The sequence below is a fragment of the Mesorhizobium sp. M0830 genome, from assembly GCF_040319965.1.
Taxonomy (GTDB): Bacteria; Pseudomonadota; Alphaproteobacteria; order Rhizobiales; family Rhizobiaceae; genus Mesorhizobium.
Map to the genome: position 1 here is coordinate 53,431 of NZ_JAMYOR010000028.1, position 24,305 is coordinate 77,735.

General features: G+C 62.0%; 27 protein-coding genes and 1 pseudogene. 20 read left to right on the plus strand and 8 right to left on the minus strand.

Annotated features, from left to right (window positions below):
* The first annotated feature begins 14 nt into the window (after positions 1-14).
* The 7 genes from NKI20_RS17935 (at position 15) to NKI20_RS17965 (ending at position 5,685) form a co-directional block, all read left to right on the plus strand.
* On the plus strand, positions 15-992 hold the full coding sequence (locus NKI20_RS17935) for a TRAP transporter substrate-binding protein (RefSeq protein ID WP_352832543.1): 978 nt from the start codon (positions 15-17) through the stop codon (positions 990-992).
* A gap of 59 nt (positions 993-1,051) precedes the next feature.
* Entirely contained in the window at positions 1,052-1,579 is a 528-nt protein-coding gene (locus NKI20_RS17940; RefSeq protein WP_031261209.1) for a TRAP transporter small permease, read from the plus strand.
* Positions 1,579-2,859, plus strand: a complete 1,281-nt coding sequence (locus NKI20_RS17945) for a TRAP transporter large permease (RefSeq protein ID WP_352606339.1) — start codon at positions 1,579-1,581, stop codon at positions 2,857-2,859. Before NKI20_RS17940 ends, NKI20_RS17945 begins: the two co-directional genes overlap by 1 nt.
* 67 nt (positions 2,860-2,926) lie before the next feature.
* Positions 2,927-3,703, plus strand: coding sequence for a FadR/GntR family transcriptional regulator (locus NKI20_RS17950; RefSeq protein ID WP_023762486.1), 777 nt, complete (start codon positions 2,927-2,929; stop codon positions 3,701-3,703).
* Positions 3,704-3,724: 21 nt separating this feature from the next.
* Positions 3,725-4,576 (plus strand): 5-dehydro-4-deoxy-D-glucuronate isomerase, encoded by an 852-nt coding sequence (gene kduI / locus NKI20_RS17955; RefSeq protein ID WP_352832559.1) that lies wholly within the window; start codon positions 3,725-3,727, stop codon positions 4,574-4,576.
* Entirely contained in the window at positions 4,573-5,337 is a 765-nt protein-coding gene (kduD, locus tag NKI20_RS17960; RefSeq protein ID WP_352832562.1) for a 2-dehydro-3-deoxy-D-gluconate 5-dehydrogenase KduD, read from the plus strand. The genes kduI and kduD overlap by 4 nt, the downstream gene beginning before the upstream one ends.
* Positions 5,338-5,349: 12 nt before the next feature.
* Positions 5,350-5,685 (plus strand): cupin domain-containing protein, encoded by a 336-nt coding sequence (locus NKI20_RS17965; protein WP_352731972.1) that lies wholly within the window; start codon positions 5,350-5,352, stop codon positions 5,683-5,685.
* Between the two features lie 174 nt (positions 5,686-5,859).
* Here the strand turns inward: NKI20_RS17965 and NKI20_RS17970 are convergent, their stop codons facing one another.
* Entirely contained in the window at positions 5,860-7,281 is a 1,422-nt protein-coding gene (locus NKI20_RS17970) for a coniferyl aldehyde dehydrogenase (protein WP_023762482.1), read from the minus strand.
* Positions 7,282-7,637: 356 nt separating this feature from the next.
* Here NKI20_RS17970 and NKI20_RS17975 point away from each other — a divergent pair, with 356 nt between their 5' ends.
* Together NKI20_RS17975 and recQ are read left to right on the plus strand one after the other, a co-directional pair.
* A complete protein-coding gene (locus tag NKI20_RS17975) occupies positions 7,638-8,399 on the plus strand; it encodes a sulfotransferase family protein (protein WP_352832605.1) in 762 nt (253 codons plus the stop codon).
* Positions 8,399-10,234 (plus strand): DNA helicase RecQ, encoded by a 1,836-nt coding sequence (recQ, locus tag NKI20_RS17980; RefSeq protein ID WP_352832566.1) that lies wholly within the window; start codon positions 8,399-8,401, stop codon positions 10,232-10,234. Before NKI20_RS17975 ends, recQ begins: the two co-directional genes overlap by 1 nt.
* A 368-nt stretch (positions 10,235-10,602) precedes the next feature.
* On the opposite strand, the gene NKI20_RS17985 is transcribed toward recQ, so the two are convergent.
* The gene (locus NKI20_RS17985) at positions 10,603-10,815 is read right to left on the minus strand and encodes a hypothetical protein (RefSeq protein ID WP_352487311.1); all 213 of its coding nucleotides are present in this window, start codon (positions 10,813-10,815) and stop codon (positions 10,603-10,605) included.
* 278 nt (positions 10,816-11,093) lie between these two features.
* On the opposite strand from NKI20_RS17985, the gene NKI20_RS17990 reads away from it, so the two are divergent.
* The 6 genes from NKI20_RS17990 to NKI20_RS18015 all read left to right on the plus strand — a co-directional run bounded on the left by NKI20_RS17990 (position 11,094) and on the right by NKI20_RS18015 (position 14,070).
* Positions 11,094-11,417, plus strand: coding sequence for a hypothetical protein (locus NKI20_RS17990; RefSeq protein WP_084025720.1), 324 nt, complete (start codon positions 11,094-11,096; stop codon positions 11,415-11,417).
* 257 nt (positions 11,418-11,674) lie between these two features.
* Entirely contained in the window at positions 11,675-11,953 is a 279-nt protein-coding gene (locus tag NKI20_RS17995; protein ID WP_023758552.1) for a hypothetical protein, read from the plus strand.
* 151 nt (positions 11,954-12,104) lie between these two features.
* Entirely contained in the window at positions 12,105-12,239 is a 135-nt protein-coding gene (locus NKI20_RS18000; protein ID WP_352832608.1) for an NAD/NADP octopine/nopaline dehydrogenase family protein, read from the plus strand.
* Positions 12,236-12,370: a hypothetical protein gene (locus tag NKI20_RS18005; protein ID WP_352832571.1), complete on the plus strand. Its 135-nt coding sequence runs from the start codon at positions 12,236-12,238 to the stop codon at positions 12,368-12,370. The genes NKI20_RS18000 and NKI20_RS18005 overlap by 4 nt, the downstream gene beginning before the upstream one ends.
* A gap of 72 nt (positions 12,371-12,442) precedes the next feature.
* A complete protein-coding gene (locus NKI20_RS18010; protein WP_352832574.1) occupies positions 12,443-12,724 on the plus strand; it encodes a metal-sensing transcriptional repressor in 282 nt (93 codons plus the stop codon).
* Positions 12,725-12,732: 8 nt separating this feature from the next.
* Complete coding sequence (locus tag NKI20_RS18015) at positions 12,733-14,070, plus strand: cation diffusion facilitator family transporter (protein ID WP_352832577.1); 1,338 nt, start codon at positions 12,733-12,735, stop codon at positions 14,068-14,070.
* 43 nt (positions 14,071-14,113) lie between these two features.
* Here NKI20_RS18015 and NKI20_RS18020 read toward each other — a convergent pair whose 3' ends face one another.
* The 5 genes and pseudogenes from NKI20_RS18020 to NKI20_RS18040 form a co-directional block, all read right to left on the minus strand.
* Positions 14,114-14,881 (minus strand): sulfite exporter TauE/SafE family protein, encoded by a 768-nt coding sequence (locus NKI20_RS18020; protein WP_352609062.1) that lies wholly within the window; start codon positions 14,879-14,881, stop codon positions 14,114-14,116.
* 212 nt (positions 14,882-15,093) lie between these two features.
* Entirely contained in the window at positions 15,094-15,984 is an 891-nt protein-coding gene (locus NKI20_RS18025; protein ID WP_352731954.1) for a DUF1259 domain-containing protein, read from the minus strand.
* Between the two features lie 39 nt (positions 15,985-16,023).
* Positions 16,024-16,494 (minus strand): chromate resistance protein ChrB domain-containing protein, encoded by a 471-nt coding sequence (locus NKI20_RS18030; RefSeq protein WP_352832582.1) that lies wholly within the window; start codon positions 16,492-16,494, stop codon positions 16,024-16,026.
* Entirely contained in the window at positions 16,491-16,814 is a 324-nt protein-coding gene (locus NKI20_RS18035) for a rhodanese-like domain-containing protein (RefSeq protein WP_352832611.1), read from the minus strand. The genes NKI20_RS18030 and NKI20_RS18035 overlap by 4 nt, the downstream gene beginning before the upstream one ends.
* 140 nt (positions 16,815-16,954) lie before the next feature.
* A pseudogene (locus NKI20_RS18040) lies at positions 16,955-17,464 on the minus strand (superoxide dismutase); the annotation flags it as partial.
* 108 nt (positions 17,465-17,572) lie between these two features.
* Here NKI20_RS18040 and NKI20_RS18045 point away from each other — a divergent pair.
* Genes NKI20_RS18045 through NKI20_RS18055 form a run of 3 tightly spaced genes read left to right on the plus strand, consistent with a single transcriptional unit; the run spans position 17,573 to position 21,303 of the window.
* On the plus strand, positions 17,573-18,550 hold the full coding sequence (locus NKI20_RS18045) for a chromate resistance protein ChrB domain-containing protein (protein ID WP_352832585.1): 978 nt from the start codon (positions 17,573-17,575) through the stop codon (positions 18,548-18,550).
* Positions 18,551-18,565: 15 nt separating this feature from the next.
* Positions 18,566-19,981, plus strand: coding sequence for a chromate efflux transporter (chrA, locus tag NKI20_RS18050; protein ID WP_352832588.1), 1,416 nt, complete (start codon positions 18,566-18,568; stop codon positions 19,979-19,981).
* A gap of 23 nt (positions 19,982-20,004) precedes the next feature.
* A complete protein-coding gene (locus tag NKI20_RS18055; RefSeq protein ID WP_352832591.1) occupies positions 20,005-21,303 on the plus strand; it encodes an MFS transporter in 1,299 nt (432 codons plus the stop codon).
* Between the two features lie 89 nt (positions 21,304-21,392).
* Here the strand turns inward: NKI20_RS18055 and NKI20_RS18060 are convergent, their stop codons facing one another.
* Positions 21,393-21,980 (minus strand): TetR/AcrR family transcriptional regulator, encoded by a 588-nt coding sequence (locus tag NKI20_RS18060; RefSeq protein WP_352832593.1) that lies wholly within the window; start codon positions 21,978-21,980, stop codon positions 21,393-21,395.
* Positions 21,981-22,187: 207 nt separating this feature from the next.
* Between NKI20_RS18060 and NKI20_RS18065 the strand changes: the two genes are divergently transcribed.
* Together NKI20_RS18065 and NKI20_RS18070 are read left to right on the plus strand one after the other, a co-directional pair.
* Positions 22,188-23,024 (plus strand): class I SAM-dependent methyltransferase, encoded by an 837-nt coding sequence (locus NKI20_RS18065; RefSeq protein ID WP_352832595.1) that lies wholly within the window; start codon positions 22,188-22,190, stop codon positions 23,022-23,024.
* Between the two features lie 169 nt (positions 23,025-23,193).
* Positions 23,194-23,907, plus strand: coding sequence for a nickel/cobalt transporter (locus tag NKI20_RS18070; protein WP_352605464.1), 714 nt, complete (start codon positions 23,194-23,196; stop codon positions 23,905-23,907).
* Positions 23,908-24,305: the final 398 nt, after the last annotated feature.

A 24,305-nucleotide genomic window follows, 5' to 3' on the forward strand; every position in this document is an offset into this window, starting at 1 on the left:
AAAGGGAGGAAGTCATGTTGCATTTTTCGAAATTGACGGCGGCCACGTTTGCCTTCGGCTCGCTGCTGGTCGGCATTGCCAATGCCGACACCGTGCTGAGGTCATCGGATACCCATCCCGACGGCTATCCGACCGTCGAGGCGGTCAAATACATGGGCGACCTGATCAAGCAGCGTACCAATGGCCGCTATTCGGTCGAGGTCTATCATTCGGCGCAGCTCGGAGAGGAAAAGGACACGATCGAGCAGACCCAGGCCGGCGTCATCGACCTCAACCGCGTCTCGATGGGACCGTTCAACGGCGTCGTTCCGGAAACGGCGGTTCCGTCTCTGCCGTACATGTTCCGATCGGTCGATCATATGCGGCATGTGATGGATGGGCCGATCGGGGATGAGATCCTGAAGGCTTTCGAGGCGCATGACCTCGTCGGCCTCGCCTTCTACGATTCCGGCGCGCGCTCCTTCTACAACACCAAGAAGGACATCACTTCGATGGCCGACATGAAGGGCATGAAATTCCGTGTCATCCAGTCCGATGTGTTCGTCGACATGGTCAATGCGTTGGGCGCCAATGCCACGCCGATGGCCTATGGCGAGGTCTATTCGGCTTTGCAGACGGGCGTCATCGACGGCGCCGAGAACAACTGGCCGAGCTTCGAATCCGTCAAGCACTACGAGGTTGCCAAGCACTACACCATGGACCAGCACCAGATCGTTCCGGAAGTGCTGGTGATGTCGAAGGCGAGCTGGGACAAGCTCACGCCGGAAGACCAGGCGATCGTCCGGCAAGCGGCAAAAGACAGCGTCGTCAAGATGCGCGAATTGTGGGACGCGCAGGAGAAGAAGTCGCGCGACATTGTCGAGAAGGCCGGCGTCAAGGTCAGCGAGATCGACAAACAGCCGCTGATCGATGCGATGAAGCCGGTCTACGACAAGTATCTGTCGACGCCCGAGTTGAAAGACCTCGCGTCGCGTATCCAGGCAACCAAGTAAATTCGTTCGTGGCTAATGATGGCGCGTTGTCCGCGCCATCATCCGGGGGAGGCGCGCATATGAAACCATTTTGGCTCGCAATAGAGCGGCTGCTGTCAGGATTGGCGAAGCTTGCGCTGTGGGTCAGCGGCATCGGGCTGACCCTGATGACGGTGATCATTTTCTGGCAGGTATTTTCACGCTATATCCTCAACAGTTCGCCAAGCTGGACGGAACCCTTCTCGGTGCTTTTGATGGGTTGGTTCATCTTCCTGGGGGCAGCGGTCGGTGTTCGCGAGCGCACCCATCTGGGGTTCGATGTGTTGCTCTATTTCCTGCCGACCGCCGCCAAGGCGGTGCTGCGCAGCATTTCGGACATCGTCGTGCTCGCCTTCGGCGCCGGCATGATCGTCTACGGTGTCCAGCTTGCCAGGCTGACCTGGAACACGGTGATGCCGTCTCTTGCCTTCCCGGGCGGCGTCGGTTTCCTGCCGGTCATCCTGGGCGGCGCGCTTGTCTGCCTGTTTTCGCTTGAGCGGCTGGCCGGGCGGTTTGCAGGACTGCCGGTCGATGCTGATCAGTACGCCACGGGCGAGGAGGGTCTGTGATGGCACTGACGGTTCTGTTCGGCACCTTCGTCTTCCTGCTGATCATCGGCACACCGATCGCGTTCTGCCTCGGCGTCGCCAGCTTCGCGACGGTGCTGGTGCTGGACCTGCCGCCGCTCGTGGTGTTCCAGCGTCTCAACTCCGGCGTCAGCGTATTTTCGCTGATGGCCATCCCGTTCTTCATCTTCGCCGGCGACCTGATGGTGCGTGGCGGTATCGCAGCCAGGCTGGTGGCGCTGGCCGGTTCCCTGGTCGGTCACCTGCGTGGCGGGCTGGGGCAGGTCAACATCGCTGCCTCGACCATGTTCGGCGGCATTTCCGGCTCGGCCGTGGCCGATGCTTCGGCGGTCGGCGGGCTGATGATCCCGCAGATGAAAGCGCGCGGCTATGGCATCGACTATGCCGTCAACATCACCTCCGTCGGCGCCATCATTGCGCTGCTGATCCCGCCCTCGCACAACATGATCATCTATTCAATCTCTGCCGGCGGGCGCATCTCGATCGCCGACCTGTTCACCGCGGGCGTTATACCCGGCCTGCTGCTGGCGCTGTCTCTGATGATCACCGCCTATTGGGTCGCCAGCCGTCGCGGCTATCCGACCGAGCCGTTCGCGGGTTTCGGCCGCGCATTGCAACTGCTTGTCGCCGCGATTCCAGGCCTGGTCCTGATCGGCATTATCTTCGGCGGCGTCCGCTCCGGCATCTTCACGGCCACTGAAAGCTCGTGCATCGCCATCGTCTACGCTTTCCTGGTGACGCTTGTCATTTACCGCTCGATGAGCTGGAACGACTTCGTCGCCGCCACAACGGCGGCCGTGCGCACGACGGCAATGGTGCTGATGATCATCGGCTGTGCTGCCGCCTTCGGCTGGTTGCTGGCCTATCTCAGGGTCCCCGCCGCGCTCGTCGCCTTCCTGCAGTCCGTGTCCGACAACAAGCTGGTCATCCTGCTGATGATCAATGTGGTGCTGCTCATCCTCGGCACGTTCATGGACATGTCGCCACTGATCATCATCACCACGCCGATCTTCCTGCCCGTGGTGATGGCCTATGGCGTGGACCCCGTGCATTTCGGCGTCATCCTGATCCTCAATCTCGGCATCGGCCTGTGCACGCCACCCGTGGGGGCGGTGCTGTTCGTCAGCTGCGCCATCGGACGGATCCCGATCTGGACGGCGATGCGCTCGATCTGGCCGTTCTACGGCGCGGCTTTCGTCGTGTTGATGCTTGTCACCTACATACCGGAGATCTCATTGTGGCTGCCGAGCCTGTTCCACTAGAGTTTTGACGCAATTCCGGACGGAAAACGTTTCACGCTTTTCCGGGATTGCTTAAGGAGACCACCACGTGTCCGCTGCCGCAACCGACCTCAAGGTCGAGAGAAAACCCAAACTGTCGGAAACCGTCGTCGCGGCGATCCGCAGGCAGCTGCAGGCGGGCGAGATTCAGCCTGGCCACAAATTGCCGACCGAGGGCCAGCTGACCGAGACCTTCGGCGTCAGCCGCACCGTCATCCGCGAGGCCCTGGCCAAGCTTGCCGCCGATGGGCTGGTCGAGCCGCGCCAGGGCGCCGGCGTCTTCGTCACCGAGCACATCTCGACGATGTTCGGCGCGCTGGCCGCCGACATGGGCAGCAAGGATTCGATCGCGCTCAACGTCCTCGAAGTGCGGCTTGCGATCGAGATCGAATCGGCCGGGATCGCCGCCATCCGCCGCAACGCCGCGCAGGAGGCGGCGATCCAGGAAGCGTTCTTCGAGTTCGAGCGGCTGCTGCTCGCCAGCGAGCCGACCGGCCCGGCCGACCTCGCCTTCCACCGCGCGATCGCCAGCGCCACCAACAACCCGTTCTATGTCGAGATGCTCGACGTGCTCGGCCGGCGTGCCATTCCGTGCGACGTGACTTCTCCCTGGTCGACCGAGCTTGTGCAGTCCGACAGCTACCAGCGCGGGCTGCAGCGCGAGCATCTGGTGATCCTCAACGCCATTACATCGGGCGATGCCGAGGCTGCGCGTGAGGCGATGCGGAAACACCTCACCGCCAGCCAGCAGCGCTACCGCGAGCGCCTGCATGCGCGTCAGGCTTTCTACACCGACTCGGTTAAAGCCGCCGCTAGCGGCGAATAATCATCTCAAGTCAGGACTATAATGAGCCAGAGCCATACCGACTTCACCTCACGATTTGCCATCGATCCGGTCGCCGCCGCGGCGATGGGAACCGATGAGCTGCGTCACAATTTCCACATTGACGGCCTGTTCCAGCCCGGCCGCATCAGCCTGACCTACACCCATTATGACCGCATGATCGTCGGTGGTGCCGTGCCGACCGGCTTGCCGCTTCAACTGGAGGCGATCAAGCCGACTGGCACCAAGAACTTCCTCGACCGCCGCGAGCTGATCGCCGTCAACATCGGTGGGGCAGGCGTCATCGAGGCCGGCGGCCAGTCCTTTGAATTGCAGGCGCGCGACATGCTCTATCTCGGCATGGGAACAGCCGACGTGTCGTTCGCGTCGGCGGACAAGGGTGTGCCGGCAAAATTCTATCTGCTCAGCGCGCCGGCGCATCACGCCTGGCCCAGCCGGCTGATCCGCATCGGCGATGCCAAGCGCCTCGATCTCGGCAGCAAGGATGCCTGCAACGAACGCTCGATCTTCCAGTTCATCCATGCCGAGGGTGCAAAGACCTGCCAGCTGGTGGTCGGCATGACGCAGCTGGCGCCGGGCTCGGTGTGGAACACCATGCCGTGCCATGTGCATGACCGGCGCATGGAGGCCTATCTCTATTTCGACCTGGCCGAGACGGCGCGCGTCTTCCACTTTATGGGCGAGCCGGACGAGACACGCCATCTGGTGATGCGCAACGAGGAAGCGGTGCTGTCGCCGGGCTGGTCGATCCATTCGGGCGCGGGCACCTCCAATTACGCTTTCATCTGGGCGATGGCCGGGGACAATGTCGACTATACCGATGTCGATCCGGTAAGCTTGGACGATCTGCGGTGAGCGACCTCTCCGCCTTCAGCCTTGCCGGAAAGCGCATCCTGGTGACCGGCGCCAACACCGGCATCGGCCAGGGCATCGCGGTGTCGATCGCACGCGCCGGCGGCGTGGTGATCGGCGTCGGCCGCTCGTCGATGGACGATACGGCAAGCAGGGTCGCCGCGATGGGCGGGCAATTCGAGGCGGTGAGTGCTGACCTTGCCGATACGTCGGCAGCGGGTCCGTTGCTCGACCGTATCTGGGAGGAAAGCGGTCCGCTCGACGGATTGGTCAACAATGCCGGCATCATCCGCCGCGCCGATGCCGTCGATCTCAGCGAGACCGATTGGGACGACGTCATGGACGTCAATCTGAAGACGGCTTTCTTGCTCTGCCAGTCCTTTGCCAGGCGTGTCCTGGCCGGCAGGCGCCAGGGAAAGATCGTCAACATCGCCTCGGTGCTGAGTTTCCAGGGTGGCATCCGGGTCGCGTCCTATACCGCCTCGAAGCATGGCGTGCTCGGTATTACCCGGCTGCTCGCCTGCGAATGGGCGCGAAAGGGCATCAACGTCAACGGCATCGCGCCGGGCTATATCGAGACCAACAACACGCAGGCGCTGCGCGCCGATCCCGACCGCAGCGCCGCCATCCTGGCGCGCATACCGGCCGGCCGCTGGGGCGAAGCGGCAGACATTGGCGATGCCGCCGTGTTCCTGCTGGCGCCGGCGTCGAACTACATGCATGGCGCGGTGGTGCCGGTGGATGGCGGCTGGCTGGCGCGATGAGGAGAGAAGAAGATGACCGCAAAGATTTTCGCGCATGCCGGCGAGGGCGCGTGGACGGCGACGCCGGACGGCAACAGGCGGCGCGTTCTCCTGCACACCGATGAATTGATGATGGTCGAATTCGGCTTCGACAAGGGTGGCGTCGGCGCCCTGCATTCGCACCCGCATGTGCAGGCAAGCTACGTCGCCGAGGGTCGCTTCGAGGTGACCATCGACGGCCGGACCGAAACCATTGCGGCCGGCGGCAGTTTCATCGTGCCCTCCGGTCTGGTGCACGGCGTCAAGGCGCTCGAAGCGGGGCGGCTGGTCGACAGCTTTACGCCGCATCGGGCCGATTTCCTCGCTTAACGGTGGGAGATCGAGGAGGGAAGACCCGCGCCCCTGAAGAGGCGCGGGTTGTTGCCTGGGCGCTTGTGGCGCCGCGGTACTCAAGACATGACCGCAGGATGCGGAAGCTGCCGCATGATGGTGAAGATAGTCTTAATGCGCGGATGGTCGTGATGGCTGGGCGGCTGCATTCGGTCAGGTGATGTGCCGGAGCAGGCTGAAAAGCCGCTCGAACGTCTTGCCGTAGGGCGGGCGCAGCAAGGCCCCGGCGCTCAGGCGGGATTGATGGAAAACCGGCTTCTCCTTGCTGAAGGTGCGGAAGCCCCATTCGCCGTGATAGGCGCCCATGCCGCTGGCGCCGACGCCGCCGAAAGGCTGGTTCTCCTGCACCAGATGCAGCATGCAGTCGTTGATGGTGACGCCGCCGGCGACCGTCTCATGCAGGATGCGTTGACGATTGCCGTTGTCGCGGCCGAACCAGTAAAGCGCCAACGGCCGGTCTGCCCGGTTCACATGGCCGATCGCCTCGTCGATCCCGTTATATTCGACGATCGGCAGCACCGGCCCGAAAATCTCTTCGCGCATCAACCGCAGGTTTGCACCGGCGTTGCGGACCAGGGTTGGCGGCAACTTCCGGCTTGTGGCACCAAGTTCCTCTCCGGCCGGGTTGATCTCGGTGACTTCGGCGCCGGCATCGCGCGCCTCGACGATCATGTCGCGCAGGCGCTTGTGGTGCCGGTCGCTGATAATGGCGGTATAATCGGGGTTGTCGCGCAAGGTCGGGTAGAGCTTCGCGATCGCCATTGCGAGCTTGGCAGCGATCGTTTCTGCCTGTCCCTTCGGCACCAGCAGATAGTCGGGTGCGATGCAGGTCTGCCCGGCATTCAATAGCTTGCCATAGGCGACGCTGGATACCGCCGCGTCGAGATCGCATGACGGATCGAAGATCGCCGGCGACTTGCCGCCGAGTTCGAGCGTAACCGGGGTCAGGTTGGCGGCCGCCGCGATCGCGACCTGGCGTCCGACCGATGTCGAGCCGGTGAACAGCAAATGATCGAAAGGCATCGACACGAAGGCCTTTCCCATCTCCGCATCGCCGGTGATGACGCTGAGCTCATCGGGTGCGAAATGCTCGGCAACGAGTTTGGCCAGCAGCGCCGAAAATGCCGGCGTCAGTTCGGAAGGTTTTATGAGCACGCGGTTACCGGCGGCAAGGGCGGCGGTCACCGGCGCGACAGCGAGCTGGAAGGGATAGTTCCAGGGCGATACGATGCCGACGACACCGAGCGGCTGCGCGATGAGGCGATTTCTGCCCGGCAGGAACGGCATGGTCGTGGCAACGCGACGTTCGCGCATCCAGCCCCGGAGATGGGACAGCGCGTGGCGGATGCCGGCGCGCACCACGAACAGTTCCGCAAGCCGCGTCTCGTGTGCCGAGCGGCCGCCGAAGTCGGCGTCGATCGCCGCACAGATCTCGGCCTCATGCCGCTCGGTCAGCGCCAGTAGGCGCTTCAGGCGGTCCTTGCGGACGCCAATTTCGGGAAAGGGCTGCGTCTCGAAGGCGGCTCGCTGCAACCGGAACCGCTCGCCGAGAACATCCTGTCTGGTCTGCAGCATCGCGCCCTCCCTGGCTTGCTGAGCCGAGCTTACATCGTGGTGCGTGAGGGAACCAGCGGGGTGCGGGTGCCCTTGGGGAAGGCCCGCCCTTGCTCGATGCCGCCGATCGGTTGGCCTGTTATACTGACCTGTTCCTGTTGTGGTCCGATGCCTGCTGCGCTAAGGCAAGGTGCCCATGCGGAGAGTCGTTTTGACCGGTTTCCACATCCTCTCCAATTCACGAAATGTCGGCTCGGTGTCTGCCTGATGCAAGCGCGGGCGACGAGCATCTTGGCCGTGGGCCCCAAGCGGCGGGTTTTGCACTGGGTGGCGCTGATGCAAGATCGGGTCGCCGTATTGTGCAAGCGGAATTGCGGATGAAGGGCGCTCACAGGCTTGAGGTTGCGTTCGGTGCGGCCACGCGGAGGGTCGTGCGGGAGTTTCAGCGGCTGGTGCCGCTGTCCCTGAAACGGCGCATGCAAACACGCACATACGCACGCGCGACGCCGGCCAACAGAATTTTCATCTCGGGCTGTGCGCGCAGCGGGACGACACTGACACAGCGGCTGATGAGGTGTTTCGAGGACACTTTCGTCCATCCGCCCGAAGCGCGATACACAATCCTGGACATGCTGGACCGGCCGGAATCCAACCTTGTCGTCAAGCGCGATGCGCGCAGCTTTGCGCATTTGGCGAAGCTGCCTGCGTCCATTGGCTTGATTTACTGCGTGCGCCACCCATTCGACACGCTGACAAGTTCGCATCCGCAAACACGCAACGAGCGTCGGTTCCACGTCACGCCGCATCGCTGGCTGGCTGAATACGATGCGCTGATAAAGCTGAAGAAGGCACAGCCGCACAGGCAGATACTTTTTGTCCGCTACGAAGACATGGTCGGCGCGCCCGATGCCATGCAGGAGAGGATCGCGCAGTCGTTCGGGCTGACGCCGCGGGTTCGCTTCAGCGAGGATCTGGACAATCCGATTCGGGTGACATCATTGAGAAAATGGGAAAGCAGTGAAGAATTGCGGACCTATCTCAGGGGCCTGTCGCCGGCATTTCTCGCCCGCGTCGGGCGCTTCTGTGCCGAGTTCGGGTACGACATGGCGGTAAGCGCGCCGACCACGGACGCTCCGTGATGCAGGCGGCTGTCATCGCGACAGAAGAGCAGGATCCCAAGCGGCGCGTCCTGAAGGACGTGTTCGGCTTCGATGATTTTCGCCCCGGCCAGGCCGATGTCATGGATGCGCTGCTGGCCGGGCGGCATGTGATGGCTGTCATGCCGACGGGCGCCGGAAAATCGCTCTGCTACCAGGTGCCGGCGCTGGTTCTGGGCGGGCTCACCATTGTCGTCTCGCCGCTGGTGGCGTTGATGCAGGATCAGGTCGCCGCCTTGCGCCTTGCCGGCGTGGCGGCCGACACGATCAACTCCTCGATCGACCGCGACGCCAATATCGCCGCCTGGCGACGCGTCGCTTCGGGCCAGACGCGCCTGCTCTACCTCGCGCCGGAGCGGCTGATGACCGAACGGATGCTCGACGCGCTGGCCAGGCTCGATATCAGCCTGATCGCCGTCGACGAGGCGCACTGCATCTCGCAATGGGGCCCGGCGTTCCGGCGCGAGTATGAGGACCTGTCGCGGCTGCGCGGCATTTTCCCCAATGTGCCGATCATCGCGCTGACCGCGACCGCCGACGAGAGCACGCGCACCGACATCGAAGCCCGGCTGTTCGCCGAGCGTGTCGAAACCCTGGTGCTGGGCTTCGACCGGCCGAATATCAAGCTTGCCATCGAGGCCAAGCAGGATAGCAAGCGCCAGTTGCTGCGCTTCGTCGAGCGTCATCCCGGCCGCAGCGGCATCGTCTACTGCCTGTCGCGCAAGAAGACAGAAGAGATGGCAGCCTTCCTCGAAAAGAACGGCGTCACCGCGCTCGCCTATCATGCCGGCATGAGCAAGGAGGCGCGTGATGCGAATCAAAACGCTTTCATGACTTTGTCCGGTGTCGTCATGGTGGCGACCATCGCCTTCGGCATGGGCATCGACAAGCCTGACGTCGCCTATGTCTTCCACACAGATATGCCGGGCAGCCTGGAGGCCTACTACCAGGAGATCGGCCGCGCCGGCCGCGACGGGCGGGATGCGGAAGCGCATATGCTGTTCGGCCTTGGCGACATCCGTATGCGGCGGCTGTTCATCGACGACGAGGATGCCGCCGTCGAGCACAAAAGGCGTTCGCATCGCCGGCTCGACACGCTGATCGGCTATTGCGAGACGGCGCAGTGCCGCCGCCAGGTGCTGCTGGGCTATTTCGGGGAGGAAGCGCAGCCTTGCGGCAATTGCGACACCTGTCTCGACCAGGCGCCGCGCGCCGATGGCGGAGCGGAAGCACGGACCATCCTGGCGGCCATCGCACAGAGCGGCGAACGTTTCGGTGCCGGCCATGTCATCGACATTCTGCTCGGTCATGAAACCGAGAAGGTGCTGGCCAGGAACCACCAGAGGCTCGCCAGCTTCGGCAGCGGGCTGGCGCACAAGAAGGATTTCTGGCTGTCGCTGATCCGGCAGCTCGCCGCGGGCGGTTTCCTGGAGCCGGATCCGAGCGGCCATGGTGGTCTCGCCATCGCCGAAAAGGGCCATGCACTCGGTCGTGGCGAGATGCCGTTCCACTATCGTGTAGAGGTGCGCAGCCGCGCCTTGCGCAAGATGCGAGCGGCCGAGGGTATGAACGCGGAAGGCGTGGATGCATCTCTGCTGGCCACGCTCAAATCCTTGCGCCTGCGCCTGGCCAAAGAGCGCCAGGTGCCTGCCTATGTCGTATTTTCCGATCGCACGCTGATCGACATGGCCGAGCGCCGCCCGCGCGATCTCGACGCTTTCGCCGAAGTGAATGGCGTGGGCGCGGCAAAGCTGAAGGAGTTCGGGCAGGTTTTCTTGAGCGTGATTGCGGGGCATCAATTCGATGGCTCGGCCTGAGGATTGCGAGACTGGTCTGCTCGACGACAGGACGGTCGCCACGCAGCAGATGGGGCGCCCGTCATTGCGCCACCCTAGTAGCGGGCGCTCATCATTGGATGCCTCGTGAGATGATCGCGAACACGTTTGCGACGCTTCTCCTGATCTGCTTTGTTGCCGTTGTGCTCTTCCTTTCGGAAAACCACTGTGGCCCGAACAACAGGTCCGGATGGTGATAATCGTGGCGGTTGATAGGATGACCACGACGGCGATCTGAGCAAAGCGACGCCGAAACCAGAGCCGCGTCTTGGTTTCGCAGATCGCAGATCGTTAGACTCGTCGCAACGGGCGGACGCATTGCCGATCACAGCGGCGGGCGCTTCTGGCCGTTAGGTCCGGTTGGCATAGGCGCGTTGCGCCTGTGCGCTCTTGCAGAGCTGATCCAATTTGTCGCGGATCCGATCGTTATCAAGCAATAGCTTGGCGCGTGGGAACCCTCTTTTGCGAAGCTCCCATTCGATGACCTGCCACCCTTCGTAGTCGCCGGATTCCACAAGTTTCCCGGCCTCGCGCCACATACGCGCGTCACGCTCTCGGGACACGGCTTTTCTCCCATGCTCTTGCGCCAAGCATACAGGAGGTCGGACTGATACGCGAAATGCCTATCGCGTTCCGTCAAATTACTGGCTCGCGCCCACTCTTTGACGAGCTCTCGGTAGTGCGCAATTTGAATTTAAGTCAGCATTTTGGTTTCGGCATGCGCGTCCCACTAACGTTTCCATTCCCTACTGATCAAGACTTGAAACCCGCTATCCTAAGCCTTTTGGAGCAATGTTATTTTCTGCAATGCAAGACTAGGGTAGCTTAAAGGAGTGCTGAAATGGCAACCGAAAGCACAGGGCAAAACAAGCAGGTTCCGGAGGCCAAAGCGCGCCGCGACTTTCTGAAGAAGGCTGGCCGTTTCGCGGCCGTGACGCCGCCAGCCATAACTCTTCTGCTCGGCACAAGTTTGAACTCTGAGGCGGTGGCCAAATCAAGTGGATCACGTCCCGGTAAAGGATCAGGTGACAAGAATCACGTTCACGTAGGCTCCTCCAATAGCGGCTATAAGTTCGGGCGAGGTCAGTCCGACAACCAGCGCGGCGGATCCGACAATGCCGGTGGCGGTGCCCACGGGGGCTCAAGGTCCGGCGATCCCAACTAAACGCGCCGGGATAGCGAACCACACTGCGATCATGTCTGCTTTCCTTTCCCATCTGGGGCATCATTCCTAGGCGGCTGTGTTACAGTGCCGCCATAGCAAGGCCCGTCGCTCACCCTCAACAGCGGCGGGCTTTTTTGTAGGCACGATCTACAAATTCATCATGCAGGGGTTGGGCTAATGGAACGCGCTGGGAACCGAGTTCAGTGATCCACGTTTCCCCAAAGGTCATGCTGAATGACCTAACGACGGAGGAAACAATGAACATGAAAATGCTCACAATGGGCGCGATGGCGCTTGCGATGATGGCGGGCGCCGCAGCTGCTGGCAACACATCCGCACTCGACGATCCGGCAAAGATGTCACCGTTCTTCACGGACGCCGGGATGAAAACGTTGAGGACTGAAAAGGATTTCAAGACCGCATGGATGGCCATGAAGCCCGATGAACAGAAGGCGGTGTTGAAAGACTGCGGCGATACCACGCTTAACAAGTCGCATGCAGAATTCTGCGCGATGGCGAAGAAGATGGGCAGCTAGGCCGACCGTCGAAGGCGGGCACCGGGTCCGCCTTCGAGTTGACAGCGGAACGAAAACCGCATCCGGGGCCATATCAATGCGGCTTTACATTCCCAAAATAGGAATATCGTTTCACGTCCCTATGGGCAACGTTTCGGAAATGAACCAGGAGATGGATCGCCAAGGCCGCGGCGGCTTGGGCCCGTCAACTATCGAAAGTCGCTATGTTCTGGAGGACGTTCCTTTCGGGCTGCTGCCGACGGAACTCTTGGGGAAGATCAGCGGAAACCAAGCAAATCCTTCATGAGGCTGGAAATCAACATATTCTCGGCCGCTTATGGTCGCGATCTCAAAGGAGACAATAATATCCTTCCAGCACTCGGCATCGAAAGACTGGCAAAAGCTGATATTGAAAACCTTTGCCGTAAAGGATTTTGACGAGACAAAGGGCTGCGATCGAGGCCCTTCTGAGGCTTGTTACATCCCCTCCAGGAGGATAGTATCCGTCGCATGAGCGGCCAATCCCACATCCACGAAACCCATCCCGATATCGTCAAGCGCCTGAAAAGGGCCGATGGACATCTCAAGGGCGTCATCGACATGATCGAAGCGGGCCGGCCCTGCCTCGACCTCGCCCAGCAGCTTCATGCTGTCGAGAAGGCCATCTCGCAAGCCAAGAAGACCCTGATCCAGGATCATCTCAACCATTGCCTTGAAGATGTCGTCGGGCCCTTGGCGCGCGAGCAGCGCCGCTCGATCGATGAGTTCAAGAATATTACCAAGTACCTGTGAGAAACGTCATGCTGGGTAGAGTGCGGGACTGGTTCGGCTTCGGCCCTATGACAGAGGGCTTCAGCGGCCACGGACATGACCACGGTGATGGTCGCCATGGCCACACCCATGGCGTCATCGATCCGACGATCGCCACGACGACGCGCGGCATCTGGGCGATCAAATGGTCATTCGTCGTTCTGGCCATCACGGCAGCGCTCCAGCTTGTGGTCGTGTTCCTCTCCGGCAGCGTGGCGCTGCTGGCCGACACGATCCACAATGTCGGCGACGCGGTTACTGCCATTCCGCTGTGGATCGCCTTCGTGCTGGCCCGCCGCAAACCGAGCAAGACGTTCACCTACGGACTGGGCCGGGTCGAGGATCTGGCTGGGATCGTCATCGTTCTCATCATCCTGTTCAGCGCCATCGTCGCCGGCTACGAGGCGATCGACAGGCTGATCAATCCGCGTCCCATCGCATTTCTCGGATGGGTCGCCATCGCCGGCCTCATAGGGTTCATCGGCAATGAAGCGGTCGCCGTATTTCGTATCCGCGTCGGGCGAGAGATCAACAGCGCAGCCCTGATCGCGGACGGCTATCATGCCCGCACCGACGGCTTCACCAGCCTGGCGGTCGTGCTCGGCGCTATCGGCGTCTGGCTGGGCTTTCCGCTTGCCGATCCGATCATCGGGCTGCTGATCACCGTGGCGATTTTCGCCATCGTCTGGCAGTCGTCGAAAGCCGTGTTGACGCGCATGCTCGACGGAGTCGAACCCGGCGTCATCGACGAAATCCATCATGCCGCCGAACACGTGTCGGGCATCGGGCGCGTTGAAGGCGTGCAGGCACGCTGGATCGGACATCGCCTGCATGCCGACGTCGCCATCAGCGTTCCGCATGCGGCGACGGCCAAGGACGTGCTGGGTGTTACCGAAGCCCTCAAGGAGGAGTTGTTCGCCCACTTGCCGGCGTTGGCCGAAGCCAATGTCCGCCTGTTGAGCCCGGCCGCGCCGGCCGTCACTGGCGCGGAAACCTCTGGTGCTCACCATCATGCGCCGGAGCCCTTCAAGGTCGCCTGCGATCTGGCTGCTGGCACATTAGAGATCGTCGATACACCGGCTGGCGAGCGGATGCGGCTGACGATCGACCGGCATGCCGACGATCTGACGGCGACGGTATTCATCGACCGGTCCGGCGGGCCGGAAACGATTCGCCTCGAACCTGTCGGCGACAACCATCACCGCCTTGAGAGCACCGTCGCCCCTGCCGAGCCGCATGAATTCCGGGCAAGGCTGGTGCTGATTGCGAAAGATCGCGAACAGGTGCTGCGGTTCAAGATGGTCGAGCCCGAAGGTCACCATCATTAGGTCGACTGGCGGAACCGGGCGAAGCTTCTCCAACCTGAGCGGGTTAGGGCCCGGCCGCCCGCCAGGCCTGCACAACGATGCTGTGCTGGTTCCAGATCATCAGCGCTCCACTCGCAGCCATGAGCGCGACCACTAGGCGGCGGAACTGTTGTCCACTCAGGTGTTCGAGCCAGGGCTTGGCCAGCAGATTGGCAAGCGCGGCGCCCAAACCCGCGGCTATGCCGTATATAGCCGCCTGACCACCGAGCGCGCCGAGTCCGGTGAATACCGTGATCTTCACGACATCGGTCACAAACGAGTTCACGGATTTCGTGGCGACCAACGTCTCCTTCTCCGAACCGTAGTTCAGATAAAGCGAATTCAGGACGGGTCCCACAGTGCCCATAAGCGCCGACAACAGGGCGACGATCAGGCCGGCCGGGAGAAACCACCAGCGGCGGGCTCGGTAGCTCCGCTCGCGCGCGCCGCCGCGAAATTCCCAGACTGCACTGATCAGATAGATGCCTATGAGTATCTGGAGCCATTCCGCCCGACTGTTGGCGAAGAGCCAGGAGCCCGCCGCGGCACCGGCGATGGCGCCGGGCAGGTACCAACGGACCAGGCTCCAATCGATGTCGCGCCGAAAGGCCAAGGCGCGGATGGGATTGCCGATGAGCTCGGTCAAGGTGATGACCGGCGCAACCGCCGCGCTGCCTGTGATGAAAGTCACGGCGGGGATCAGCAATAGACCTCCGCCTCCGGCCGAGAGGGTGTTCAGCGTCCAGGTGAGGAACCCCGCCAACGCCAGGAGGCTTAGTCTAATCCAGTCCATCCGATCAGAACGAAGCGGGCCTTCGATCGTTCCGGACGTATCGGTTCACAACAACCCGGCCCGCCGCTCGTGTGCGATGGAAAGGCGATCTCCGGCGCAATGCTGATGGCGGAGAGACGCAGCGCCAGAGAACCGTTCCCGAGGCGGCGGGAAGAGGGCCGTTCGCTCCGAGCCGGCCGAACTCTGCCGTTGGACGCACGCGGACACCCAATCTAGCTCTTTTTGACGGCGACTTTGTCGAGGGCTGCGCGCAGTCCTTTCGCCAGCTTCTGTGCATCGTCGTTCGCCCAGAAATGCATGAAGAAGAGCCGCGGCTTCTCACCGAGCATGTGGCTATGCAACGCGGTGATCTCGATGCCGTTGTCCTGCATGGCATTGATAACCGGATTGACCTCCTTTGCCGTCAGCACAAAATCACCCGTGATCGCCGCCTTGCCGCCACCTGTCGATTGGAAATTGATCGCTATAGCCGAGCCCATGGCCGCCGGCACTTCCATTCCGTTTTCCTCGACCGGCTCAGCGCGCGGGATCGTGAACTGGTAGACCGCGCCATTGGCCTTACCCTCATAACCCATAGTTTGGTCGACACCGGCCGCGTCGAAGCCGATCTGCTGCGCGGAGGCTTGTGGCTGGGCGTCGCCTCCCATCGGTGTTTTGCTCAGCGCCAATCCGGCATGAAGCGCTGTGGCGAGCGTGACGGGATCGCCCTGGCCGAACACGTGCATGTAGAGCGTCATCGGCTCCGCGCGCAGCAGGTGGTTGTGCACTGCGGTGATCTCGATCCCGCCTTCTTCCAGCTTCTTCATGACCGGGTTCACCTCGTCCTGCGTCAGAACGATGTCGCCCATGACCATGGTCTGTTTCCTCATGGGTTCGAACGCGATCCAGCCTCCAAGCGCAAATCCGGGTTTCAGGGATATGCCATCGAGCGATACCGTCAGGTCCGTTCGAGGCAAGCCCACCCGGTAGACACCGCCAGGCGTCTCGGTTCCGGATTTGCCGAGCGCCTTAGCGATTGTTTGCCAATCGGGTGCCGCCGATGCCGGTTGGAGCAGCGCCGACATCGCGATCAGCATTGCTCCGGTTACGAGTTTTGCATGCATGGGGTTTCTCCTTGTGATCTGCCCCCATTGCCCAATTCGTCATGCGGCCGCCGGCTTGATAGCGGGTGGCCAGCTATGCGTTTCCGCCTTGCGGCCCGAAGCCCACGCGTAGAGCGCGTCATAGATGACGAAGCCATGCTTCAGCACTTCGTGGTCGTCGGGCGTCAGGTCCCGCAGACCCATGGAGATCGCCAGCAACCCTGCCGACTGTGGCGTGAGATCGTGCCAGTCCGTGTCGGCGCCGCGTACGATCGCGGCAATGGTTACGATCGCCGGGTCGCGCTCGAGCCCATTTTTGGAAACAAAGGTGTCGAAACTGCAGCCGTCGCCGACATGCGTGAATTCGACGCCGGGCACGTCGTAAGGCGTGGCGCCCGTTTCCTGGGCAACGCGGATCACCTGATCGGGCGGCACGAAGAGGAACTCAGGTTCCTTGTCGATGAAACGCGCAATTAGCCAGGGGCAGGCAATGCGGTCGATGACCGGACGTTCGCGAGTAATCCATTTCATGGCGCAATCCTTTCTTCGTTGACTATCAGAGGGACAGTGCGCGCGCCGATCGCATGCCAAGCGGCAATGCCGCCTGAAAGCGCACTCGCATTGACGCCGCGGCGACGCAGTTCGGCGACGGCGTCACCGCTGACCTGGAAGCCGTAGACGCAATAGACGATGACCGGCCTGTCCGTCGGCAGTTCATCCGCCCAATCGGCGATCTTCTCGGGCGCGCGGAGCTTGGCCCCCGGCAGCATGTCGCCGCGCTTTGCCAGATCCTCGGCAAGGCAGACGTCGAGCACCACGAGATCTTCTCCTTGATCGAGGCGCGCGCGCATTCCTCTGGCGCAATCGCTGGAACCGCGTCGTCCGATGCCGATCCTGTTGAAGGATCACGCTGCGTGACGGCCCGGTGGTGGCGGGCAGCGACCCGTTCCCAATGGATGTTCTTCATAAAGGCATCGACATAGGCGCCGGCCTTGGTGCCGAAATCCATGTGGTAGGCATGTTCGTACATGTCGAGCGCAAGGATCGGCAGGCCGCCGGCAAGACAGTTGGTGTGGTCCGCCGCCCATTGGATCGTCAGTCGGTCGCGCCGCTCCGACCAGGTCAGCAGGGTCCATCCCGAGCCTCCTGCCTGCGCCTTGGCACAGGCCATGAACTTGCCGCGCCAGGAGGCCACGCTGCCGAAGTCGCGCTCCAGAGCCGCAGCGAGATCGCCTCCGGCATTGCCGGTGCCACCGAGTCCGTCGAAATAGATTTCGTGCAGGATTGCTGAATTGGCTGCGACCAGTTCCTCGCGTTTCAGACCGTTGATGTCGAAAACTGGCGCCGCGCCCCAGTCGAGCCCGTCGAGCCGCTGTTCGATGGCGTTGAGGCGACGAACGGCACCGCCGTAATTGTTTTCGTAGTGACTTGCCAACAGCCTCTCGGAGAGGCCGACGAGGCGAGGCGGCTTGAACGGCAACGGCATGATCTGGTGTGGCATCGGTTTCCCCACTCTGCGGCACGGCCATCCGTGAGGGGGCGAACGCTATGCTCGAATGAAAAATGATACAAGTGTTGCATTTGGCTTTGTTCGTGATACGGTTCACTTATGAGTGAGGGGCAATCACAGGAGCAGCGCTGGCTGCTCCTGATCCATCAGCTGCCAAGCAAACCCGCCTACTTCCGGGTGAAGATCTGGCGACGCTTGCAAGGCATCGGCGCGGTCGCAGTCAAAAGCACCGTTTACGCTCTGCCGGCCAATGCCGAGATGCAGGAGGATTTCGAATGGCTCCTCAAGGAGATCGTCGCTGGCGGCGGCGAGGCGATGATGTGCGAGGCGCGCCTCGTAGATGGTTTGTCCGACACCCAGGTCCGCGCGCTCTTCGACGCAGCCCGTGACGCTGACTATGCGGAGATCGTCAAGGAAGCGCGCGATCTGGCCGCAGCGATCAAGACCGACGCGACATCGGAAAAACATGCGGAGGCGCGTTCGCAACTCGGCCGTTTGCGCAAGCGGCTCGCCGACGTCGTGACGATCGATTTTTTCGGCGCCAGCGGGCGCCTTGGTGTCGAGGGACTGATCGCCGAGCTCGAGGCACAGCTCATAAAGGACAACGCAATGACCAAGGAATCGAAGAAGGCGGCCGAGCCGGGTGAGCTCAAGGGCCGGACCTGGGTCACGCGCCGGGACGTGCATGTCGACCGCATCGCCTGCAGCTGGCTGATCCGTCGCTTCATCGATGCCGATGCAACAATCCGCTTCGTCGCTGGTAAGGGATACGTGCCAAAGGAGGGCGAATTGCGCTTCGACATGTTCGAGGGCGAAATCACCCATGAAGGCGACCGCTGCAGCTTCGAGGTGCTGCTGGGTCGCGCCGGCATTACGGATACGGCTTTGCAGGCGATCGCCGAGGTCGTCCACGATATTGATCTCAAGGACGCCAAGTTCAATCGCGAGGAAACTACCGGCATTGCCAGCCTGATCGCCGGGATCGCCATGGCGAATGCCGGTGACGAGCAACGGATCGCCGAGGGCGCTTCGGTGTTCGACAACCTCTATCGATATTTCCGCTCGAAGCGCGGGTGATCCGAGGAACTAATCATGGCCAATGCAGAGAACACCGTGACAGCACCGAACCGACCAGACGACACGCCCGGCCATGGCATTTCGTTCGCTGAGGCCACGCGGGTATGGGCGCGTGTGGCCGCGCTCAGCTTCGGCGGCCCGGCGGGTCAGATCGCCATGATGCACCGCATCATCGTCGAGGAAAAACGCTGGATCGGCGAGACCAGGTTCCTGCATGCGCTCAATTACTGCACGCTGCTGCCCGGGCCGGAGGCACAACAGCTTGCCATCTACATCGGCTGGCTCATGCACAAGACCAGAGGCGGCCTTGTCGCCGGTATCCTGTTCGTGCTGCCTGGTGCGATCGCCATCATGGCATTGAGCTGGATCTATGCAATCTTGGGAAATGTCGGAGCAGTTCAGGCCCTCTTCTTCGGCTTGAAGGCGGCGGTCCTTGCCATCGTGCTCGAAGCGGTGTTGCGGATCGGCAGACGGGCACTCAAGAACAATGCCATGATCGGACTTGCGGCGGCGGCCTTTATCGCTCTGTTCTTCTTCCACGCGCCATTCCCGCTGGTCATCCTGGCTGCGGGTGTGATCGGTTACGTCGGGGGACGGGCAGGGTGGGCTGCATTCCAGTCGGGCAACGGACATGGCAAGGTCGGCGGCAAGCAGGTTGCCGACGCTGATACGGCGCTTGGCGAAGGGGTGCCTGCGCATACCCGGCCATCCGTCAGCTGGTCGCTGAAGATCGCAACGGTGTGTCTGCTGCTGTGGCTCGTGCCGGTCCTGGCACTTCTTGTGTTTCTTGGGCAAGGCAATGTCTTCACCGACATCGCGATCTTCTTCTCGAAGATGGCGATGGTCACTTTCGGCGGCGCCTATGCGGTGCTCGCCTACGTCGCTCAGCAAGGCGTCGAGCACTACGGCTGGCTCAAGCCAGGAGAAATGCTGGACGGCCTCGGCATGGCCGAGACCACGCCCGGTCCGCTCATCATGGTCACCCAGTTCGTTGGTTTCATGGGCGCGTACCGGGCGCCAGGAATGCTGAGCCCGCTGGTCGCCGGAACACTCGGCGGTCTGCTGACGACGTGGGTAACATTCGTTCCGTGCTTCCTGTGGATATTCCTCGGCGCGCCGTTCATGGAGACGATGCGCAGCAACAAGGCCCTGTCGGCAGCGCTGTCTGCCATCACGGCGGCGGTGGTCGGTGTGATCCTGAACCTGGCAGTATGGTTCGCGCTTCATGTGCTGTTCCGCGAACTGCGTGAGGTCAGCTGGCTGGGCACTACGGTGGATGTGCCGGTTTTCAGCTCCGTCAACCTGCCGTCGCTGGTGCTGACAGTCGGTGCGCTGCTGGCCGTGTTTCGTTTCAAGATCGGCATGATCCCCGTGCTCGCGACATGCTCTGTCCTGGGCGTGCTTTATGGCGTTGCCACGGGATCGATTTAAGCAGTGCCATAGGCGCAACCACTTTGCGGCAGGAGGCATACCTGGCAGCCCAGACGCTCACGAATGCTTCGCGCGAACCTTTAGCCAAACAGAGGTTTTCGCTGCTGCCTGCCGGTGCCAGGCCGGCAGCTGCCCTTCTGTTGACGTCCAGGGGATTGAGGGCATTCGGCGACGGACTCGTCAGTCTTCTGCTTCCCGCCTATTTGGCCACACTTGGTTTCAGCCCTTTCAAGATCGGGGTTCTCGCCACAGCGACGCTCGCTGGTTCAGCGGCGCTCACTTTGACCGTCGGGTTTGTCGCACACCATTTCTCTCGCCGCTCCCTGCTGATCGCAGCTGCCGTCCTGATGGTCGTCACGGGGAGCGCCTTCGCGTTGGTTCAGGATTTCTGGCCGCTGCTCCTTGTCGCATTCGTGGGAACGTTGAACCCATCCTCGGGCGACGTCAGTGTGTTTCTGCCGCTGGAGCATGCGCAACTTGCCCATAGTGTCACTGACCGCGACCGCACCGCGCTCTTTGCACGCTACAGCCTTGTCGGCTCGCTTGTAGGGGCGGTCGGTGCTCTTGCGGCCGGAGCCCCCGACATTCTCCGACAGGTTGTCGGCCTGGACATCAAGCAAGCTCTCCAGATCGCCTTCCTGCTTTATGCCTTTCTGGGACTCGGAGCGCTGCTCCTTTATCGGAAACTGCCGGATGAGCCGCTCGATGCGAGTGCGGTACCGGCGGAACCACTACGCAAATCTCGAACCATCGTCCTCACGCTCGCTGCACTTTTCAGCCTTGACGCTTTTGCGGGCGGTTTCGTGGTCCAGTCGTTGATGGCTCTTTGGCTTTTCCAACGGTTCGGGCTATCGCTCCCCGCGACGGGCGCAATCTTCTTCTTGACGGGTATCCTTTCGGGTGGGTCGTATCTCGTGGCCGTGCAAATCTCTAAACGGATCGGGCTGGTGAACACGATGGTGTTCACACACCTGCCATCCAGTCTTTGCCTTTTGCTCATCCCCTTCATGCCGAGCCTCGGTCCCGTTATCGTACTTCTGCTGATCAGGAGCGCTTTGTCGCAGATGGATGTACCGACCCGCACCTCCTACGTCATGGCCGTGGTATCGCCTGGTGAGCGGGCCGCGGCCGCGGGTGTCACCGCTGTCCCGCGCAGCCTCGCGGCAGCCGCCAGCCCGATGCTTGCCGGCTCGCTGCTCGCAATGTCCGGTTTCGGTTGGCCGCTGCTGATCGCCGGCGCCTTGAAGATTGTCTACGATATGCTTCTGCTTGCGATGTTCCGCAAGGTTCGCCCGCCTGAGGAACGGCGGGAAGGTCCATAGCAGGCCCGCGGCCCGAAGCATGAGCGGAGCGCCCTATGTCATTCCTCAGGTGCGACGTTCTGGCGATCGCTTGACCAGTGTGCCAACGATCAGGCGCCGATGCCTTTTCCCGCCATCCTCTGGAACAGGTCGTCTGCCTGTGCCGGTGAAAGGTTCATGTCGGTGGCGACCCACCAGGCGAGGACCGCAAGAAATGCGCCGGCGATGAACTGAATGGCGAATTCGGCAGGCATGCCGCGATCGCCGATCCGTTTGTCGACGAGTTCTTCCCGGACGGCTCGCCGGATACGCTCACGCAATTCGTCGTGGATCGTATCGCCGCTGCTTGCAAGCAATGCGTGGTGAAGCGGTCGGAATGCATGAGCGTGCTCGAACATGGGCCGGCTGAACTCGAACAGGCGGCTACCTGTTTCTTGACTTGCCGCCTCGCGCCTGCGGCCTATCGACCGCAGATGCGCCTCGATGGTCGCGCTGCGCAGAGCATCCTTGTCGGCATAGTGGGTATAGAAGGTCGACCTGCCAACATTGGCCCGCTGGCAAATGTCATCGACGGTTATGGCGACATATCCCTGCTCCGGGATCAGGGCGATGAGCGCGTCCTGCAGCAGGCCGCGCGTCCGCGCAACGCGTCGATCGATCGTGTTCCGCTCGCCCGCACGTTCGATTTTCATGGTCATGGCCCTCTGCAGTGGCCGGTTTCGGACATTCGGCGGTCCGGTGTCCGACAACAGCATTTCCAGACATTGTGTCCATTATGATACGCCAAGTCCAGGAGCTCAAATCGGATTTGGGCATGCCGCAATGAAGCAGAAAGGTCGCCAGACATGCACTCATCTGATCATCACGCCGGTAACGGATCGCATTCGCGCAAGAGGGTGATTGCGTTGGCCCTGCTTGCCAAGCTGTCGCTGGTCGCCGGCTTCCTCGTCCTCGCCAAATTGGGCATGGGCTATATTCAGGCCGGTGCCTGGACGGCGGCATTCCACGGCCTCGTCCTCGCCGTGATCGCGGGATTGGCGCTGTGGGGCAGCCTGCGTCACCGGGGGCTGGTCGGCAACGCTGCGCACGGCGCGAGCGACAGGGGCATCGGCATCGTCCTGCACCGGGCGGCGGCCTATGACTTGCTTGCGCGCGTTCTGACCTTTGGCCGCGAGGGCCGGTTTCGCGAGCTCATGCTTCGCCCGGCAAAACTCCAGCCCGGCGAAGCGGTGCTCGATGTCGCCTGCGGCACGGGAACCCTTGCCATTGCCGCGAAGCGGCTGGTCGGTTCGGGCGGAAGCGTCACCGGCGTCGACGCATCGGCCGAAATGATCGATAGGGCGCGCGCCAAGGCCGAGCGGTCAGGTCTCGATCTGACTTTCGTCAACGGGACGGCGCAGGAGCTTCCCTTCAAGGACGCGCAATTCGACATCGTCGTCGGCACGCTGATGCTGCATCACCTGTCGAAGCCCGTTCGATCGGCCTTCATCTGCGAGGCGGCACGCGTCCTGAAGCCAGCAGGCCGGCTGTTGCTCATCGATTTCGGCAGGCCGGTGCGCAAGTCTGGATTGCCCAGGCTCCACAAGCATGGTCATGTCGACATGCATTCGGTCGCCTCGCTGTTGACCGAGAGCGGATTCCAGGTCGGCGATATCGGCGCCGTCGGAACCAAGAACCTGAATTACATTCGCGCGACGACGAACAAGGACCAATCAGGCTTGGCGTCGCCGGCCGCGCCGTGATCATGCCAAGGCTGGCTGAATGGCGACCTGTTCTGAAGAAAGAGCCACGTATAGGCAGGGGGCATGTCCCAATTCGGCCTGCTTGCAATGCCAGCTGGAACAAGAACCCGAAAGTGAATCTTCGCCATGCGCCATGAATTGACCTGAGAATGAGGCCGGTTCCAGCCTGATGTTCCAAACCCTTGTCGAGTTCCAACGCACGATCTACCTGGCACTGGCCGAGCAGATCAAACTGCTTTCGGTCGGCGGCGGTTGGCTGGCCTTCACGGCCTTTCTGCCGATGGGCGTTCTGTTCGGCGCGGCACATGCGCTGACGCCTGGCCACAGCAAGGCGGTCCTGGCCACGTATCTCGCCGGATCGGATGCCAGTGTCCGGCGTGGGCTTCTGGTATCGCTGACACTTTCCTTCACGCATGTGACGATCGCGGTTCTGATCGCTGCGATCTCGTTGCCTTTGGTATCGATTGCCCTGGGCAGTGTTGGCCGTGCCCCGCTACTGGAAGACGTCAGTCGGGGCCTGCTTGGCCTGATCGGCGTTTGGATGCTCTGGCGCGCGTGGAGCCACGGCCAACACCACAAGCATGAGGGCGAGGCCGTCGGCGTCATGGCCGGCTTGATCCCATGCCCGCTGACGCTTTTCGCGATGACCTTTGCGATATCCAGAGGCGTTCCGGTCGCCGGCATTCTTTTCGCAATCACCATGATGGCCGGCGTGGCGCTGACGTTGTCTTGCGTTGCGGTGCTGTCGATCCTGTTTCGCGAGCGCCTGGTGCATTTTTTCGATAGGCGGCCACGCCTGTTCGATGCCATTTCGCGGGCCATCGAAGGCGTCGCTGGTCTTATTCTTGCAGGCGTGGCGGTTTGGCAAATCTCGTCGAAATGAGACGCAAGCGATTCCTCGAAAGCAAAGCAACAGAGGCCGGCTGACGCAACAGCCACCGGAGCGATCGTTGCGGTCTTTGCGATGCAAGGCCCCCCCGCGCCGGACGATCGCTCTCTTCATCATGGCATTCCTGGTCTGCTGGTCGAGAATCTACATCGGGACGCACTACCCATGTGCCAACAATGAGACGAGCAGCCATCATAGGGAATCCTGTCGCTTGCCTGCGCCTCTGCGGTAGTCGCCGCTACCCGCCGTGATGTGTTCATCGAGGCTCGCCAGGCCTCGATGAAAGAGATGGCTGCGGCGGCAAAGACCAGGGCGAAATCATGAATCGTTAACGTTCTGGTAACCAAGCGGGATTCTGTTGGCCGGGAAGGAGACCGGCGATGGACGCAAGC